The organism is Streptomyces sp. NPDC090083 (genome assembly GCF_044747445.1).
Classification (GTDB): domain Bacteria; phylum Actinomycetota; class Actinomycetes; order Streptomycetales; family Streptomycetaceae; genus Streptomyces.
Map to the genome: position 1 here is coordinate 112,398 of NZ_JBIVED010000002.1, position 17,768 is coordinate 130,165.

General features: G+C 73.5%; 15 protein-coding genes. 14 read left to right on the top strand and 1 reads right to left on the bottom strand.

Annotation, left to right across the window (positions count from 1 at the left end; genetic code table 11):
- Positions 1-13 precede the first annotated feature (13 nt).
- Positions 14-1,042: an RNA polymerase sigma factor SigJ gene (sigJ, locus tag ACIPTO_RS06290; RefSeq protein WP_401190812.1), complete on the top strand. Its 1,029-nt coding sequence runs from the start codon at positions 14-16 to the stop codon at positions 1,040-1,042.
- Between the two features lie 102 nt (positions 1,043-1,144).
- Here the strand turns inward: sigJ and ACIPTO_RS06295 are convergent, their stop codons facing one another.
- Positions 1,145-1,780, bottom strand: a complete 636-nt coding sequence (locus ACIPTO_RS06295) for a ScbR family autoregulator-binding transcription factor (protein ID WP_366323903.1) — start codon at positions 1,778-1,780, stop codon at positions 1,145-1,147.
- 152 nt (positions 1,781-1,932) lie between these two features.
- On the opposite strand from ACIPTO_RS06295, the gene ACIPTO_RS06300 reads away from it, so the two are divergent.
- From ACIPTO_RS06300 to ACIPTO_RS06360, 13 genes are all read left to right on the top strand, one after another.
- Positions 1,933-2,928 carry a ScbA/BarX family gamma-butyrolactone biosynthesis protein gene (locus ACIPTO_RS06300; protein WP_401189834.1) on the top strand — a complete coding sequence of 332 codons (996 nt, stop codon included), beginning with the start codon at positions 1,933-1,935 and terminating at the stop codon, positions 2,926-2,928.
- Positions 2,925-3,854 (top strand): NAD-dependent epimerase/dehydratase family protein, encoded by a 930-nt coding sequence (locus ACIPTO_RS06305; RefSeq protein WP_401189836.1) that lies wholly within the window; start codon positions 2,925-2,927, stop codon positions 3,852-3,854. Before ACIPTO_RS06300 ends, ACIPTO_RS06305 begins: the two co-directional genes overlap by 4 nt.
- Positions 3,855-4,024: 170 nt before the next feature.
- On the top strand, positions 4,025-4,966 hold the full coding sequence (locus ACIPTO_RS06310) for a hydroxyacid dehydrogenase (protein WP_401189838.1): 942 nt from the start codon (positions 4,025-4,027) through the stop codon (positions 4,964-4,966).
- Between the two features lie 128 nt (positions 4,967-5,094).
- On the top strand, positions 5,095-6,528 hold the full coding sequence (locus tag ACIPTO_RS06315) for a M20/M25/M40 family metallo-hydrolase (protein WP_401189840.1): 1,434 nt from the start codon (positions 5,095-5,097) through the stop codon (positions 6,526-6,528).
- Entirely contained in the window at positions 6,525-7,505 is a 981-nt protein-coding gene (sbnA, locus tag ACIPTO_RS06320) for a 2,3-diaminopropionate biosynthesis protein SbnA (protein WP_366323913.1), read from the top strand. Before ACIPTO_RS06315 ends, sbnA begins: the two co-directional genes overlap by 4 nt.
- Before the next feature lie 77 nt (positions 7,506-7,582).
- A complete protein-coding gene (gene sbnB, locus ACIPTO_RS06325) occupies positions 7,583-8,590 on the top strand; it encodes a 2,3-diaminopropionate biosynthesis protein SbnB (RefSeq protein WP_366323915.1) in 1,008 nt (335 codons plus the stop codon).
- A gap of 39 nt (positions 8,591-8,629) precedes the next feature.
- The gene (locus ACIPTO_RS06330) at positions 8,630-9,892 is read left to right on the top strand and encodes a hypothetical protein (protein WP_401189842.1); all 1,263 of its coding nucleotides are present in this window, start codon (positions 8,630-8,632) and stop codon (positions 9,890-9,892) included.
- 3 nt (positions 9,893-9,895) lie between these two features.
- Positions 9,896-11,698, top strand: a complete 1,803-nt coding sequence (asnB, locus tag ACIPTO_RS06335; RefSeq protein ID WP_401189844.1) for an asparagine synthase (glutamine-hydrolyzing) — start codon at positions 9,896-9,898, stop codon at positions 11,696-11,698.
- A gap of 62 nt (positions 11,699-11,760) precedes the next feature.
- On the top strand, positions 11,761-12,762 hold the full coding sequence (locus tag ACIPTO_RS06340; protein ID WP_401189846.1) for an aspartyl/asparaginyl beta-hydroxylase domain-containing protein: 1,002 nt from the start codon (positions 11,761-11,763) through the stop codon (positions 12,760-12,762).
- Between the two features lie 56 nt (positions 12,763-12,818).
- The gene (locus ACIPTO_RS06345; RefSeq protein WP_401189848.1) at positions 12,819-14,138 is read left to right on the top strand and encodes an ATP-grasp domain-containing protein; all 1,320 of its coding nucleotides are present in this window, start codon (positions 12,819-12,821) and stop codon (positions 14,136-14,138) included.
- Entirely contained in the window at positions 14,135-15,454 is a 1,320-nt protein-coding gene (locus tag ACIPTO_RS06350) for a DUF1116 domain-containing protein (RefSeq protein ID WP_401189849.1), read from the top strand. The genes ACIPTO_RS06345 and ACIPTO_RS06350 overlap by 4 nt, the downstream gene beginning before the upstream one ends.
- A complete protein-coding gene (locus tag ACIPTO_RS06355) occupies positions 15,451-16,674 on the top strand; it encodes an MFS transporter (RefSeq protein ID WP_401189850.1) in 1,224 nt (407 codons plus the stop codon). The genes ACIPTO_RS06350 and ACIPTO_RS06355 overlap by 4 nt, the downstream gene beginning before the upstream one ends.
- Positions 16,675-16,698: 24 nt before the next feature.
- Positions 16,699-17,739, top strand: a complete 1,041-nt coding sequence (locus tag ACIPTO_RS06360) for a GntG family PLP-dependent aldolase (RefSeq protein WP_401189851.1) — start codon at positions 16,699-16,701, stop codon at positions 17,737-17,739.
- The last annotated feature ends 29 nt before the right edge of the window (positions 17,740-17,768 follow it).

A 17,768-nucleotide genomic window follows, 5' to 3' on the forward strand; every position in this document is an offset into this window, starting at 1 on the left:
CGCCGCCGTGACCATGCCACCCGGATCGGGCCAGCGTCCCGACGCCGACGCCGACCCCGACGCCGACCTCAACGCCGACTCTGCCACCGACACGGACCCCGCCCTCGGGGCGCTCATGGCCGAGCGGCGCCGGCTGCTCGGCCTCGGTTACCGGATGCTCGGTTCGGTGCAGGACGCCGAGGACGTCGTACAGGAGACGTACGCGCGGTGGTACGCGCTGTCCGAGGAGGCGCAGCGGGCGATCGACGTGCCCATGGCCTGGCTGACCCGGGTCGCCTCGCGGATCTGCCTCGACCAGCTGGGGTCGGCGCGGGCGCGGCGGGAGCGGTACACCGGCGAGTGGCTGCCGGAGCCGGTGCGGCACGGTGCGGGGTGGGCCAGTACGGGGGGTTCGGGTGCGGACGACCCCGCCGACCGGATCACCCTCGACGAGTCGGTCAGCATGGGGATGCTCGTTCTCCTCGACGCGATGACTCCCGCCGAGCGCGTGGCCTTCGTCCTGCACGACGTGTTCGGGCTGCCGTTCGCCGAGATCGCCGAGACGGTCGGCCGTACGCCCGCCGCCTGCCGTCAACTCGCCTCCACCGCCCGCCGACGCCTCGCCCACCGGCCACCCGGCAGCAGTACGGCGGCGGAGCACGGCCGTGTCGTCACCGCGTTCCGCGAGGCCTGCGAGAGCGGTGACCTCGATGCGCTGGTCGCCCTGCTCGACCCGGCCGTCGAGTCCCGCAGCGACGGCGGCGGCACGGTGCGCGCGGCCCTGCGCCCGGTCGTCGGCCGGGACAAGGTCGCCCGCCTCTTCCTCGGGCTGATGCGGCGCGAACCCGAGAGCGACATCGTCGAGGAAGAGGTGAACGGAACGCCGGGGGTGTCGGTACGGATCGGCGGGACGACGGTCGCGGTGCTCGCGGTGGGGGTGCGGGACGGGCTGATCACCGATCTGTGGATGGTGCTGAACCCGGACAAGCTGCGGGCGTGGAACGGCGAGCGGGGGGCGGGGGAGCGCGGGGCCGACGGGGTCGGAGCGGGCGGGGTCTCCTGAGGGAGCCACGCGCCCGCCACCCGCCCCCCGCCACTCGTCGCCAACCACCACCCGCCACTCGCCGCCCGCCTCCGTCAGCCCGTGCCGGCCCGCCCGCCTCCGTCAGCCCGCGTCGGACAGATCGAGTTCGGCTGACCCCGCGGGTACAAGTCCGGCCGCCGTCCTGGGAGTTGTCAGGCCGGGGAGGATCTGCTGCCACCACTTGGTCAGCCGGTCGTGGAGGTCGCGGCGGTCGCAGGTGACGTGGGAGAGCATCTGGATGCCGGTGAAGGAGCCCACGACGCTCGCCGCCACGTCCTCCGGGGTCAGTTCCGCACGGAGTTCCCCGGCGCCCTGGGCGCGGGCCAGATCGCGGGCGAAGACGCGCAGCCACCAGTCGTAGACGTCGGAGTCGTGCGGCTGGAACGTCCCCTGTTCCACCGTGAGCCGGATGCTCGCGCGGAAGAGGACGTCGGTGCGCAGCCGGTGCGCCAGTTCGTGGGTGAGGTCGATGACCTGCTGCATCGGGGACGCGGAGGAGCTGCGGGGCTCGGTCGGCAGCTCCAGCTGGGAGGCCATCACCCCCTGCGCGATCTCCTCCTTCGACTTGAAGTGGAAGTACATGGCGCCCTTCTTGACGCCACTGCGTGCCTGGATCTCGTTGATGCTCGCGGCCGCGTAACCACGCTCGTCAAACACTTCGGCCGCCCCCACCAGCAGCCTCCGTCGTGTGGCGATCGCCCGCTCCTGTTGCGCCATGAGGGTGTGACTTCCTTGTTTCCGGGAGATGTCCGCTAGATGAGGAGACTGATCAATCACTTCAAAACAAAACGTACGTTGGGTATTCTACGTGGCGCCCGACGGCCGTCGAGTGCCGCTCTGGGGGAAGCAGTGCAGACAGGAGCCGCGACATGTCCATCGACCTTCCGCTTCTACCCGATCTTTCGGACACCTGCCTGTTCGGCGGCCGGTTCCTGAGCCCGTTCGCCTACGAGCGGTCGGCGCCCCGCGAACTGGTCCACCGGACCGCCATAGGCGAGGTGCTGCTGACCGACGACTGGATACGCACCGGCCCCGACCGCTTCAAGGTGGGAGCGCAGTGGCCGCGCGGACACGGCTTCTACGAACCGGTCGCGCACCGCTGGCACGACCCCCTGCTGGCCGCCGAGTGCATCCGGCAGACCTCCTCTCTCGTGAGCCACGTCTTCTACGGCCTGCCCCGCGACCACCCGACGCTGATGACGGAACTGAGCATCGACCTGGAGCCGGACGCGCTCCTCCTGCACGACGGCCCGGCCAACGTCGAACTGACCGTCGCCTGCACCGATGTGGCCCTGCACGGCAAGCGCCTCGCGGGGATGACCATGGAGGTCGGCCTCGCCCGCGACGGCGTGCGCCTGGGCCGTGGCCGGATGGTACTCAACTGCATGCGCGGCTCGGTCTACCGGCGGCTGCGCGGCGCGTACGCGGAGGTGCCCGAATCCCTGCCCGAGCAGGCCGAACCGGTGCCCGCGCACGAGGTCGGCAGGGCACGCGAGAGCGATGTGGTGCTGGGCCGGCCGCTGGACGGCGAGGAGGGCTGGCCGCTGCGCGTCAACTGGCTGCACCCCACGCTCTTCGACCACCCGACCGACCACGTCCCCGGGATGCTCCTCCTGGAGGCGGCACGCCAGGCGGCCCAGCGCCTCCTGGGACCCGACGCCGTCCTGGTGACCGGAATGGCCAACCGTTTCCACCGGTACGTGGAGTTCGACGCCCCCTGCTTCGTCCGGGCCCGGCTGTGCCCCTCCGCGCACGGCGACGGCGCGCACGAGGTGCGGGTCACCGCCGAACAGAACGGCGCGACCGCCTTCGAGTCCGTGCTGACCGCCCGCACGGGACCGGCCCCGGCGGGCGGCCGTCCGTGAACCGCCCCCGTGTCCTCGTCACCGGCGCGGCCGGATTCATCGGCCGTGCGGTGCTCCCGCTGCTGGAGGCCGCGGGCGCGCACGTGCGCGTGCTGGCCCATCGGCGGCCGGTGGTGTCCGGGCCGCACACCGAGACCGTGGACGGCGACCTCACAGACCCCGCGAGCCTGCGCGGCATCGCCCGGGACGTGGACGCCGTCCTGCATCTGGCCTCGTACATCGGCAAGGACGAGGAGCGCTGCGTCGCGGTGAACGCCGAGGGCACGCGCCGTCTGGTGGCGGAGGCGGAGCGCGCCGGCGTGAGCAGGTTCGTGCAGCTGAGCACCGCGGCCGTGTACGGCAACGGACCGTTCCGCGAGCTGCGGGAGGGCGACGCGGAACCGCGCCCCGTCTCGCCGACCAGCCGCAGCCGGCTGCGCGGCGAGCGGTTCGTGCTCGACGCGGGCGGCGCGGTCCTCCGCCCCTACCTCGTCTACGGCACCGGTGACCGGTGGGTGATGCCGGCCCTGCTGCGGATGCTGCGCGCCCTGCCCTCGGGGCTGCCGGAGCGCGGCACCGCGCTGCTCTCGCTCACCGAGGTCGGCGGCCTCGCCGCGTCCCTCGCCCACCTGGCGGTGAACGCACCGTCCCGGCGGGCGGCCGGCGTCTTCCACGCCTGTCCTGACCGGCCGGTCAGCCTGCGCGAACTGGTCGTGGCGGCGCACCGGCACCTCGGTTTCCCGCTGGTGGGCGGGGAGCAGTCGTTCGAGGCGGCGCAGGCGGAACTGGTGTGTGCCGGGTGCGACGGGCATCTCCTGGATCTGTTCGGCGTCGACCACTGGTTCGACGCGACCCGGCTCGCCACGGTGGGGGGCCACGCGCCCGGCACCGGGATCTCCGCCGGGCTGGCGGCCCACGCGGCCTGGTACCGCGCGCAGTCGCTCTGACCCGGGCCCCGGCCCGCCCTCCCCGGCGCTTCCGCCGGGGAGGGTGACGCGGAACACAGCGGACACCCTTCCCTCAGAAACAAACCAAACGTTAGCCTTGTTCTCGAAACAAACCAAACGTTTGGGTTATACGACGACCGACTGCCCCACGCCTCCTCTAGGAGAGATCCGTGCCTTCACCGATCGTGGTCCTGAGCGACGTACTCCCCGGCGACGCCGTCGCCGCCCTGAAGGCCAGCTGCGAGGTCCGCCACGTCGACGGCCGTGACCGCCCCGCCCTGTTCGCCGCGCTGTCCGACGCGGACGCCCTGATCGTGCGCAGCGGCACCCGGGTCGACGCCGAGGCGCTCGACCGGGCGCCCCGGCTGCGCATCGTCGGCCGCGCGGGCGTCGGCCTGGACAACGTGGACACCGTCACGGCCGCCGAGCGCGGCATCGCCGTGGTCAACGCGCCCGACTCCAACACGGTGAGCGTCGCCGAACTCACGGTCGGCCTCATCCTCGCCTCGGTCCGCCACATAGCCGCCGCCGCGCGCTCCCTCGCGGCCGGGGAGTGGCGCAGGGCCGACTTCACCGGCCTCGAACTCGCGGGCCGCACCGCGGGCATCGTCGGCTACGGCCGGGTCGGCCGGCAGGTCGCGCGCCGCCTCGCCGCCTTCGACATGCGGATCCTCGTGCACGACCCGTACACCGACACCGGCACCCTCGGTGACGGCGTGCGCCTCACCGGGCTCGACGAACTCCTCGCGACCAGCGACGTCGTCACCCTGCACCTGCCGAAGACGCCGTCCACCGCGGGGCTCATCGGGGCCAGGGAACTGTCCCTGATGCGGTCCACCGCGTACCTGGTCAACACCGCGCGCGGCGGCATCGTCGACGAGACGGCTCTCCTGGAGGCGCTGCGCGCAGGCCGCCCGGCGGGCGCCGCGCTGGACGTCTTCGCCACCGAACCCCCCGGCGCGTCACCCCTGTTGGCGCTGCCGAACGTCCTCGGCATCCCGCACCTCGGCGCCGGCACGCCCGACGCCCAGCTCCGGGCCGGACAGGACGTCGTCCGCAAGGTCCTTGAGGAACTCGCCCCGCTGCCGGCCCCGGCGACCACCGCCGCCTGAGCACCCGCACCCGCACCCGTCACCCGCACCCGACCACCCGTCACCCGAGCACCCGTCACCCGGACACGCACCGCCCGGACACCCACCGCCCGAGCACCTTCACCCGCACCCGCATGCCGGAGACTCCCTTGTCTGCTCCCTGCCTGGCCGAGGCCGTGCGCTCGCTGATGCCCAGAGCCCGCGCCGATCTCGCGGAACTGGTCGCACTGCGCACCGTCGTCGGCGTCTCGCCCCCGGACCAGTTCGACCGTGCCGCCGACCGGATCGCCGCCCTGTTCGCCGAGGCCGGCTTTCCCGAGACCCGTCTGCTCCCCAGCGACGAGGGTCCCAGGACGGTGTACGCCCGCCGCCCCGGACCGCCCGGCGCACCGTCCGTCCTGCTCTACGCGCACTACGACGTCGTCTCCGCACAGGACGAGGCCTCCTGGCGCACACCGCCGTTCGAACTGACCGAACGGGACGGACGCTGGTACGGCCGCGGCAGCGCGGACTGCAAGGGCAACATCGTCATGCACCTCACGGCGCTGCGCGCACTGCGGCGGGCCCGGCCCGAGGAGCCGTACCCGGGTGTCGACCTGGCCGTCCTCGTCGACGGCTGCGAGGAGCCGGGCGACGGCAGCGTCGAGAAGGTGCTGCGCGCCCACCCGGACCTGCCGGTCCCGGACGTGGTCGTCGTCGCCGACACCGGGAACCTCGCGTCCGGCGTCCCCACCCTCACCACCTCCCTGCGGGGCATGGCCGTGGTCGAGATCGAGCTGTCCACGCTGTCCAGGACGCTGCACTCGGGCCAGTTCGGCGGGCCCGTGCCCGACGCCCTGACCGCGCTGGTCCGGCTGCTGGCCACCCTGCACGACAGCGAGGGGACACCCCGCGTGCCGGGCCCGCGCACCGGCGGCACGACCCCGTCGCGCGGCGCCGCCGAGTACTCCGAGGCGGACCTGCGGGCGGACGCCGGTGTCCTGGACGGTGTCACGCTCATCGGCACCGACAGCGTCGCCGACCGGCTCTGGAGCCGGCCCGCGATCACCGTGCTCGCCGTGCAGTCACCGCCCCTCGACGACGCCGTACCCGCCCTGCTGCCGTCCGCGAAAGCGCTGGTCAGCGTGCGTACGCCGCCGGGCACGGACGTGTTCGAGGTCCACGACGAACTCGCCGGCCACCTGCGGGAGAACGCGCCCTGGGGCGCGCACCTGGAGATCCGGCGGGTCACCAGCGGCCCGTCCTTCCTCGCCGACTCCGGGGGAGCGGCCCACGCCGTGATGCGGGACGCCCTGCACGAGGCGTTCGGTGTGCCGGTCCGTGACGTGGGCGCCGGCGGTTCCATCGCCGTCTGCTCCGCCTTCCGCACGCTCTGCCCGGACGCCGAGGTCATCCTGTGCGGCGTCGAGGACCCCCCGTCGCGCATCCACGGCACCGACGAGAGCGTGAGCCCGCGTGAGATCGCCGCGCTGGCCCATGCCGAAGCCCTCTTCCTGAGCCGCTTGACCGCCCCGCGGACCACTCCGCGCGGCGCGGGCGCCGCTCCCTGCATACCGTCGACCGGCCCGCAGGAGGACCGATGATCTACCAGCACGCCTGCGACATCGTCACCGACGAGGTCTTCCTGGAGCTGGACGGTGTCCTGCCGGGCCGGCACCTCTTCCTGAAGCTGGAAGGGATGAACCCGGCCGGGTCGGTGAAGCTCAAGTCCGCGCTGGGCATGGTCGAGGACGCCGAACGCCGGGGCGTGCTCTGGCCCGGCGGCCGGATCGTCGAGTCCTCCTCCGGCAGCCTCGGCATCGCCCTGTCGGTGATCGCCGCCTCCCGCGGCTACCGCTTCACCTGCGTCACCGACCCGAACGTCTCCCCGCAGAGCCTCGCCCTGATCCGTGCGCTGGGGACCGAGGTCGTCCAGGTCACCCAGCGCGACCACAACGGCGGCTACCTGGGCACCCGTATCGCCCGGATCCGCGAGATGACCGAGTCCGACCCGGGCCTGGTCTGGCTCAACCAGTACGCCAACCCGGCCAACGCGCAGGCGCACGCGCGGCGGACCGCCACCTCGATCCTCAAGAACATCGGGCACGTCGACGTCCTGCTGGTCGGCGCCGGAACCACCGGCACCCTCATGGGCTGCACCCGCCACTTCCGGGCGTTCTCCCCCTGGACGAAGATCGTCGCCGTGGACACCGAGGGGTCCGTCACCTTCGGCGGCCCGCCCGGGCCGCGCCACATCCCCGGCCTCGGGACCAGCCGCCGCCCCGAACTGTGCCGCCCCGACCAGGTGGACGAGGTCGTCCTCGTCGACGAGCGGGACGCCGTCCGCATGTGCCGGCGCCTGGCCCGCGAACACGGCCTGCCGCTCGGCGGCTCCACCGGCTCGGTGCTCGCCGCCCTCCAGTCGATCGCCGACGGGATCCCCGCGGGTTCCCGCGTCGTGGTGCTCTCCCCGGACATGGGCGACCGCTACGCCAAGACGATCTACGACGACCTGTGGGTGGCCGACACCTTCGGCACCGGCGTCCTCGACGACTCGGGCCGCCACCCCGTCGCCGTGTGACCGGGCCCCCGCCTCCCTGCCGCGCCCCCTGCCGGCAGCCCCGCTCCGACCCGCAACGAGACAAGGGAAACCCCCGCATGTTCGACTTCCACGTCGTGGGCGGCACCGCCCTGCGCACCCTCATCGACGCCTCCCGTCCCGACCTCGTCGAGACCGTCCGCTCCGCCTACCTCACCCACGACGACGGCGACTCGGTCAACCCGAACAGCTACTTCCTGCGCTTCCCCGAGAAGCCGGACGCCCGCATCATCGCGCTGCCCGCCCACCTCGGCGGCGACTACGGCGTCTCCGGGATCAAGTGGATCGCCAGCTACCCGCGCAACATCCAGCGCAACATCCCCCGCGCCTCGGCCACCCTGCTGCTCAACGACTACGAGACGGGCTACCCCTTCGCCTGCCTGGAGGCGTCCCAGATCAGCTCCGCCCGCACCGCCGCGTCCGCCGTCCTCGGCGCCCAGGAACTGACGGGCGGACGCACCGCGGACCGGATCTGCCTGGTGGGCGCCGGCGTCATCGCACGCAACATCGCCGAGTTCTTCGCCGCCCAGGCCTGGTCGGTGAACCGCTTCGCCGTGTACGACCAGGACGCCTCCTACGCCGCGTCGCTCACCCGCCGCATCGGCGAACTCGGCTACGGCGCCGAGCGGGCGGACTCCTTCGAGGAGGCCGCGGCCGACGCCGACATCGTCGTCTTCGCCACCACCGCGGCCGAGCCCTGGGTGACCCGGGCCGACACCTTCGTCACCGGGCAGACCGTCCTCAACATCTCCCTGCGCGACCTCGGCCCCGACGTCGTCGCCGGCGCGCAGAACATCCTCGACGACGTCGACCACTGCCTGACCGCCGACACCTCCCCGCACCTGACGGAACAGCGGCTCGGACACCGGGACTTCATCGACGGCACCCTCGCGGACGTGCTGCGCGGCAAGGTCACCCCGGCGGCCGACCGGCCGCGGATCTTCTCGCCCTTCGGCCTCGGCGTCCTCGACCTCGCCGTGGGACAGCGCCTCTACCGGCAGGCCGTCGACAAGGGCCTCGCCGTCCCCGTGCCGGACTTCTTCGGCGAGACCCAGCGCTGGAACTGACCCCCGCCCGGGCACATCACCGCCTCACGAAAGGCCGCCATGCCGGACACCACCACCCTCGCCGCCCCCTACGCGCCCGTGCGGGGCGCGGACCTGGCCGCCCTCGCCGCCGGCCACGCCCAGCGCTTCCCCTGGTACCGCGAACTCCTGCTGAGCCGGGGCGCCCTGGGCTCCGGAGACCTGTCCGACCTCCCGCTCATGAGCACCGAGCTGCTGACCGCGCACTACTACACCGCCGAGCACCCGCACCTGCCGGACGCCTCCGCCTACCACACCTCCGGAACCTCCGGCGGGCAGCGCAAACGCATCCTCTACTCGGCCGCCGACGACGACGCCTACATCGCCCAACGCCGCCTGCTGTTCGGCGAGTTCACCGCAGCGGTGCCGCCGGGCGCGGTGGCCGTCGCGGACCTCGGCACCGGTCACGCCGCCGCCTCGGCCCGGCGCGTCTTCCAGGAACTCGGTCACGACGCCCACGACATCGACTTCACCCGCCCCGTGGACGAGCACGTCGCCCGGCTCAACGCGTGGCGCCCCGACGTCTTCTTCACCATGCCGATGATCCTCGACCGGCTGCTCCAGGCCCGGCCCGCGCTGGACATCCGGCCGCGGAAGATCATGGTCGTAGGAGATGTCGCGCCACCCGCGTGGCGTGCCCATGTGGCCGAGCGGTTCGGGCTGCGGCCCGAGGACGTGCTGGACGTGTTCGGCTCCATCGAGATCGGCGCCATCGGCCACTCGTGCGCCGAGACCGGCCTGTACCACTTCCACGACCACATCGTCCCCGAGGTCCTCGACCCCGAGGAGCTGGGCGCGCACCGGGCGCACGACCGGGTCCCGTCCCGGCAGGAGGGCAGCGGAGCACTCCTGCTCACCTCCCTCACCCGCAGCTACTTCCCCGCCGTGCGCTACGTGACCGGCGACGCCGTCACCGGGCTGCGCCGTATCCGGCACCAGGGCCGCGAGGTGTTCGCGTTCGAACGCGTCGACGGCCGGCTCGCCGGCGACTTCAAGCACGGCGAGCGGATCAGCAACCACGACCTGGCGCAGGTCATGGCGGAGGTCTTCCCCGGCCACCCGTTCGAGGCGGGCGACGACGACGGCCTGGTCATCAGGGTCGTGGCCGACACCGTCGACGACGAGCAGATCGCCGCGGTCCGCGCGGGCGTGGACCGGCGGGCCCCCGATGTCGCGCAGATGATCGCGTCCGGCCTGGTCGGACCGGTACGGGTACGGGCCGTCACGCCCGACGGACTCCGGTCCGGGCACGCCAAGCGCCGCCTCGACCTGAAGGAGGGCTGACCGGTGTGCGGAATAGCAGGAACGGTGTCCCTGGGACACACCCCCGTCCCCACCTCCTACGCCCTCGCCGCCTGCGCCGCCATGGCGCACCGCGGCCCCGACGAGACGGGGTCCTTCACCACGGCCGGCGCGGCCCTGGCGATGTGCCGGCTGAAGGTCATCGGCCTGCACGACGGCTCCCAGCCCGTGTTCAGCGACGACGGCACGATCGCCTGCGTCCTCAACGGCGAGATCTACAACCACCAGGAGCTGCGCGCCTTCCTCGCCTCCCGGGGCCGCCCGGTCCACGGCGGCAGCGACGCGCAGGTCCTGCCGCAGCTCTACCAGGAGCTGGGCGAGCACTTCGTCGAGCGGCTGCACGGCATGTTCGCCGTCGCCGTCTACGACACCCGGCACGACCGGCTCGTCCTCGCCACCGACCGGGTCGGCAAGAAGCCGCTGTTCTACGCGAGGCCGGGCGGCGACACGGTGGCCTTCGCCTCGGAGCTGCCCGCGCTGATGCTGCACCCCGGCATCAGCAGGGAGACCGACCCGCTCGCCGTCGACCAGTACCTCGGCTACCGGGTCGTCCCCGCCCCGCACACCATCTACCGCCAGGTCCGCAGACTCGAACCGGGGACGGTCCTGGTCCTGGAGCGGGGCCGGCCCGAACGCCGCCGCAGGTACTGGCAGTTCGACTTCACCGCCGACCTCACCGACCTCCCGCAGGACGAACTCGACGACCGCGTCGACGAACTGCTCCAGCAGGCCGTCCAGGACCGGCTGGAGTCCGAGGTGCCGCTCGGCGCGATGCTCAGCGGCGGCCTCGACTCCAGCCTGGTGGTCGCCATGGCCACCCGGCAACTGGGCAGGCCCCTGCACACGTTCTCCGTCGGCTTCGAGCACGCGGCCTTCGACGAGTCGGTGCACGCCCGGGCCGTGGCCGAGCACTGCGGCACCCGCCACCACGTGTACCGGATCGGCCCGCGGGACGCGGTGGAGGCCGTCGACACCATCCTCGGCCACATGGGAGAGCCGTACGCCTTCCCCTCCGCGATCGCGTCCTCCTGCATGTACAGGCTGGCCAGGCAGCACGTCACCGTGGTGCTGACCGGCGACGGATCCGACGAGATCTTCTGCGGCTACGGCCGCTACCGCCGCCTGCGCGACCTCCCGGGCGACGGCTCCCTCGCCGACCGCTACGAGCACGTCCTGCTGGACGGCGTCCCGAACGGGCTCAAGGACCGCCTCTACACGGCCGACTTCGCCGCCCAGCTGCCGCCCCGGCCGCACAACTACCTGCGGGCCCGCTTCGACCGCACCGACCCGGCGACCCCCGACCTGGACCGCGCCATGCAGGTCGACAGCGGATTCTGGCTGTCCGACGCCCAGTTGGTGAAGATCGACCGGATGTCGATGGCGCACTCCGTCGAACCCCGCAGCCCCCTGCTCGACCACCGGCTGATCGACTTCGTGACCCGCGTCCCCGCCGCCCGCAAACTCGTCGGCGACGACGAGAAGGCCCCCCTCAAACGGGTCGCCCGCCGCTATCTGCCCCGGCAGGTGGTCGACCGCCGCAAGCAGGAACTGGCCGTACCGCTGGAGAGCTGGCTCGGCACCGAACTGCGGACCACCATCAGCGACACCCTGACGTCCGAAGCCGCCCTCGAACGCGGCTACTTCCGTCCGGACGCCCTGCGCTCCACGGTCCGTGAGTTCCGCCCAGAGCACAGCTACGCGCTGTGGACGCTCTACATGCTCGAGCGCTGGCACCGACTGCAGGAGGACAGCACGGCCCGTGAGACGGCCGCCGTCGCCCACGCCTGACGCCCGCGCCCGCCACCGATCACCCGCCGAGACCGTATCCGCACTCGTGCAAAGGAACCCCTATGTCGTCCTCCACCCCGCTCCTGGGTACCGCGCCCATGCCGGCCGAAGGAGCCCGGCTCAAGCCCGTGTTCGACGCCGACCGCCTGCTGCGTGAACTCACCTCCGTGCGCGAGCACACCTGGGACCAGCAGCGCGTCTACACCGAGGACGGCGTCGGCGCCTCCACCGACGTCGACTGGCGCTGCCTCGCCCTGCGCAGCCCCGGCGGCGACGGCGACCGCACCGACCCGGGCGGCCCCGGCCCGCGGGACTTCGCGGACACCGTCTGGCTCGACCGCATCCCCTACGTCCGCGACATCCTGGAGTCCATACCGGCCCCGCTGCACGCCGTCCGGTTCATGGCCCTCGGCCCCGACACCGTCGGCATCGACCACACCGACCCCAAGTACGGGCCGCGCTGGGGCGTCGGACGGCTGCACGTGCCGGTGGTGACCAACCCCGGAGCCGTGCTCGTCCTCGACGGCGTCGAACACCGCTGGCAGCCGGGCGAGTTCTGGTTCGGCGACTTCAGCCGCACCCACCGCGTGCAGAACACCGGCAGCGACCCCCGGGTGCATCTGGTCATCGACGTCCTGGTCACCCCCGGTCTCGTGGCCCTCTTCCCCGAGACCTGGCAGGGGTACTTCGCCGACGGCGAGATCCTCTTCAACCGCCAGGAGTGCCCGCAGACCGCCGACGAACGCCGCCGGGTGGGCACCACCCGCTTCTCCCTGCCCGCCACCTTCCACCTGTGGGAGGACGACACCCCGCTCTCGGCCGACCAGCCCCAGGAGACCGCGACGCTGGCCGCCGAGGACGACCGGATGGTGCTGCGGCTGTCCGGCGACCGGGTGTTCGCGCTGGTCCACCTCGGCGAGCACGAGTACCGGCTGGCCGGCTGGAGCGAGGAGCGCACCCTCCAGATCTTCCCCGACGGCCCCGACCCCAGGGTCGTCCTGCGCACCCGCGAGGGCAGCCGGGTCCGCGAGCTGACCGTGCCCGCCGAACGCCTCTCCGCCTGATCCACCACCGTGCGGGGCGCGACGCGCTCGCGCCCCGCACCCGACTGAGGGAAGCCATGACAGCCGTCGTCGTCATCACCGACCTGGTCGTGCTGGCCAAGCACCTGCGCCTGCTGGACGCGGCCGAACAGCGCGGCGTGACACCGCTGTTCGTCCTCGGACCCGAGACACCCGCCGCGGAACTCGCCCGGCACCGCGCCGACCCCGCCCATCCGCTCTCCCGCCTCCGCGACGAGGACCTCCGCCACGTCACGGACACCTCGCTCGACACGCTGCTGCGCGCGGTCACCCCCTGGCTGCGCGAGCGCGGAGTGCGTGCGGTGCTGAACGTCGGCGAGGTCTTCGTCGAGGCCGCCGGAGCACTCGCCCAGACCCTCGGGCTGCCCGGCCCCGGCACCCACGCGGCACGGGTCTGCCGCAACAAGGTCCTCCAACGCCTGGCGGCCCCGGCCCTGGCACCGCGCTGGACCCTGCTGGACGCGTCCCGCCCCACTGCGGCGGACGGCTGGGACGCGTACCCCGCCGTCCTCAAACCGGCCTCCCGGATGTCGAGTTCGGGCGTCCGGGCGGTCACCGGACCGGCCGCCGTGGCCCGCCTCCTGCCCGACTACGGCCCCGACGAACTGCTGCTGCTGGAGGAGCGCGTCGACGGCCGCGAGTTCTCCGTCGAGTCGCTGGTGCGCGACGGCGCCGTGCTGTGGGCGGGCATCACCGCGAAGGACACCAACGAGTCCGCCACCGCGTTCTTCACCGAGACCGGCCACACCTCGCCCGCACCCCACCTCACCCCGGACCAGGAGCGGCTGCTGCTCCGGGCCAACACCGAGTTCCTGCGGGCCGTCCGGTTCGGCACCGGCATGAGCCACACCGAGTTCCGGCTCACCCCCGACGACCGGGTGGTCCTGATGGAGGCCGCCGCACGTCCGCCCGGCGACGCCATCACCCGCCTGTGGCGGCTGGCCACCGGAATGGACGTGGACGCCGCCCTGCTGGACCTCGCCCTCGGCACCGACCCCGCCACCGCACCGCCGCGCCGCCGGGCCCGGCAGGTCTACCTCGACCATCCCCAGGGCCTCCTCGCCGACGTGACCGCGGACGGCATGTCCGTGCACTGGGTCGGCGAGCAGGGCCGATGGCCGGATCTGCCGCCGGTCCCGGAGGACGCCCCGGCCCAGGGCCACACGGTCCTGGTCGGCCGGCACCACGGCGACCTCCTCGGCGACCAGTCCGACTCACAGGGCCGGTCGGCCTCCGTCGTCCTGGACGCCCCGCTCGACGCGGACCTCGACGCCGCCGAGTCCCGGGCCGTCCGGTCCGTCACCATCCACACCGTGCACCCCGAGCCCGTCGGCGCCGCCGGGGAGGCCGTACGGTGACCGGCACCGCCGGTACCGCGCGGCCGTTGCGCGACCGGGCCAACGCGCGGGCGGTGGCCCGGCTCGTCGGGGCCCGGCCCGTCCTGGAGACCATCGCGCCCGCCCACGACGTCGTCCCCGGCATGACCGCCCGGACGATCCTCGTCTCCGGACCGCCCATGCCGTGGCGCGACTACCGGGGCGGCCAGCGCCGGGCCGTCCTCGGCGCCGCGCTCTACGAGGGCCTCGCCCGCGACGAGGCCGAGGCCGACGCGCTGCTCGCCGACGGCACCCTCGCGGTGCGGGCCTCCCACGACCACGCCACCGTCGGCTCGCTCACCGGCGTGTGCACCGCCTCGATGCCCGTGGTCGTCGTCCGCGACGACGCCACCGGCGGACGCGCGTACTGCCGGATGAACGAGGGCGCCGACCGCGCCTCCCTCACCTTCGGCGTCTGGGACGACGGCGTCGGCACCCGGCTGCGGCACGTCTGCGAGGTCGTCTCACCCGCCCTCGCCGAGGTGCTGGACCACATGGGCGGGTTGCCCCTCACCCCGCTCGTCCGCCGGGCCCTGGCCATGGGCGACGACCTGCACAGCCGGCACACGGCCGCCGGCGCGCTGCTGCGGACCGCGGTCCTGGACGCCGTACTCGACCTGTCCGTGCGGCGGGTCGACGAGCGGTACCGGGCGCTGGCCTCCTATCTCGCGACGGCCGAGTACCTGTTCCTGCATGTGGTGATGGCCGCCGCGAAGGCCGCCGCCGACGCGGCCTCCGGCATCCCCGGCAGCACGCTCGTCACCGCGATGAACCTCAACGAGAAACAGTTCGGGCTGCGGGTCTCCGGGCTCGGGCAGCGCTGGTTCACCGCCCCCCTGCCGCCGGAGTCCACCCTGCGCGGCCGGCTCCACGACGGCTGGACCACCGACGACCTGGCGTACGTCGGCGGCGAGAGCCTGATCACCGAGACCGTCGGCCTCGGCGGCATGGCCGCGGCGGCCGCCATGCCCCTCCAGGACCACTCCGCGGGCACCCCGGCCGGCATGCTCCGCCTCACCGAGCAGATGTACGGCATCACGCTGCGGGAGCACCCCGAGTACCGGATACCCGCCCTCGCCTACCGCGGTGTGCCGTGCGGCATCGACGTGCTGCGCGTCGCCGAGACCGGTGTCGTCCCCGCGATCCACCTCGGCGCCACCCTCCGCACCGGAGGCCACGCCGGCGCCGTCCTCTTCCGTCCCCCCGTCGAACCCTTCCGCCAGGCCGCGCGGCAACTGTCCGCGCTGACGCCGTCCGGCCCCTCACCCACCCCCGCACGACCCCGGAGAACCCCGTGACACCCTCACCCCCCTCCCGCCCGGACACGGCGACCGCGCCCGCCGCCCCGGCCGCACCCGCCACCCCCGCAGGCGGCCTCCGCGGCTGGCTCGCGGTCGTCGCCGTCGGCATGGGCGTGTTCGCCTTCACCACCACCGAGATGGTCCCGATCGGACTGCTCCCCGCCATGAGCCGCGACCTCGGCGTCTCCGAGGGCACGGTCGGCCTGTCGGTGACCCTGTACGGCGCGATCGCGGGCCTGTTCGCGCCCGTGCTGACGGTGGCGACCCGCAGGCTCGACCGCCGGCTGCTCCTCCTGGCCGTCCTGACCGTCTTCGTCGCCGGGAACGCCTTCACCGCGCTGTCGTCGTCGTACGCGGTCCTCATGGTCTCGCGGCTGCTGACCGGCTTCGCCCACGGTGTGATGTGGTCGATCGCCGCGAGCATCGCCATCCGCCTCGTGCCCCCGGCTCAGGCGGTACGGGCCACCGCCGTCGTCTTCAGCGGCATCTCCATCGCGTCCGTCGCCGGCGTGCCCTTCGGCACCCTCATCGGCCAGTCCGACTGGCGCACCGCGTTCTGGGCGATCTCCGGCATCGGCGTCCTGATCCTCGCCGCCGTCGCGTTCCTGCTGCCGTCCCTCGAACCCCGCGCGGTGGTCCGCCTCTCCGAACTGCCCAAGCTCCTGCGCCACGGCAACCTCCGCATCGCCACCCTCGTCACCGCCGCGATGGTCATCGGCCACTTCGCCGCCTACACCTACGTCGCCCCCTTCCTCGAACAGGACGCGGGCATCCCGTCGGGCTGGGTCAGCGGCCTGCTGCTGCTCTACGGCGTGGCGGGCGTCGTCGGCAACTTCGCGGGCGGCGCGGCGGCCGGGCGCGCGCTGCGCACCACGACACTCACCTGCATCCTGCTGCTCGCCACCGCCGTCGTCCTGCTCGTGGCCAACGGCCGCTGGCACCCCGGCACGATCGCCTTGCTGCTGGTCTGGGGCATCGCCTACACGGCACTCCCGGTCTGCCTCCAGACCCTCGTCTTCGCCAGCGCCCCGCAGGCCCCCGAGGCGGCGACCTCGCTGTACATCTGCGCCTTCAACATCTCCATCGCGCTGGGCGCCCTGGCCGGCGGCTGGGCCGTCGACGCCTCCGGGCCGTCCTCGGTGATGTTCCTCGGCGCCGGATTCAGCGTGCTGGCCGCCCTGCTGATGACCCGTTACCGCGTCGCGGGTTCCGCGTAGCGAACCCCTCCACCGGAGGCCCTCATGACAGCACCCCCGGCACCATCCCCGGCAGGACCGCCGATCGACCTCCGGTCCGACACCGTCACCCGGCCCGACGCGCGGATGCGCGACGCCATGGCCCGCGCCGAGGTCGGCGACGACGTCCTCGACGGCGACCCCACCCTGCGGGCCCTGGAGGAACGGGTCGCCGGACTCCTCGGCCGCGCGGACGCCCTGTGGGTGCCCAGCGGCTCCATGGGCAACCTGATCGCGCTGTGCGCGCACCTCGGACGCGGCGACCGCTTCCTCGTCCCCGACCGCGCGCACATCCTCGACCTGGAGGTCGGCACGGCCGCCTGGCTGGCCGGCGGGATGCCCCGCGTCCTGCCCTGGTCGGCCGGCCCCGGCACACCGGACCCCGCGGACATCGACCGGGCCGTGGCCCGCGGCGGACCGTACTTCGCGCTGCGGGACCGGCTGCTGTGCCTGGAGAACACGCACAGCGCGGCCGGCGGCACGGTCACCACCCCGGCCCAGCACCGGCTGCTGACCGACGCCGCCCACGCCGCCGGGCTGCTGGTGCACCTCGACGGCGCCCGCCTGTGGAACGCCGCGGTCGCCCTCGGCGTGCCGCCCGCCGTCCTGGCCGAGGGCGCCGACACCGTCCAGGTCTGCCTCAGCAAGGGACTCGGCGCACCGGTGGGTTCGGTGCTGGCGGGCAGCGCCGCGTTCGTACGGGAGGCGCGGCGGCTGCGCAAGATGCTCGGGGGCGGTGTCCGGCAGGGCGGTGTGCTGGCGGCGGCCGGGCTGGTGGCCCTGAACCGCGTGGACCACCTCGCGACGGATCATGAGCACGCCCGGCTGCTCGCGGACGGCCTGGCCGACCGCGGCTGGAAGGTCGACCCGCCGCAGACCAACATCGTCCTGGTGCCCGCCGACGATCCCGCGGACACCGTCGGCCTGCTCGCGGAACACGGTGTGCTCACCGTGCCGACGGAGGCGGGCGTCCGCCTGGTCACGCACCGGGACGTCTCCCGCCCGGACATCCTGCGGGCCGTCGCCTCGTTCCCGCGGCCCAGCTGAGCCCCGTCCGCGCCTGCCCCGACCGGAGC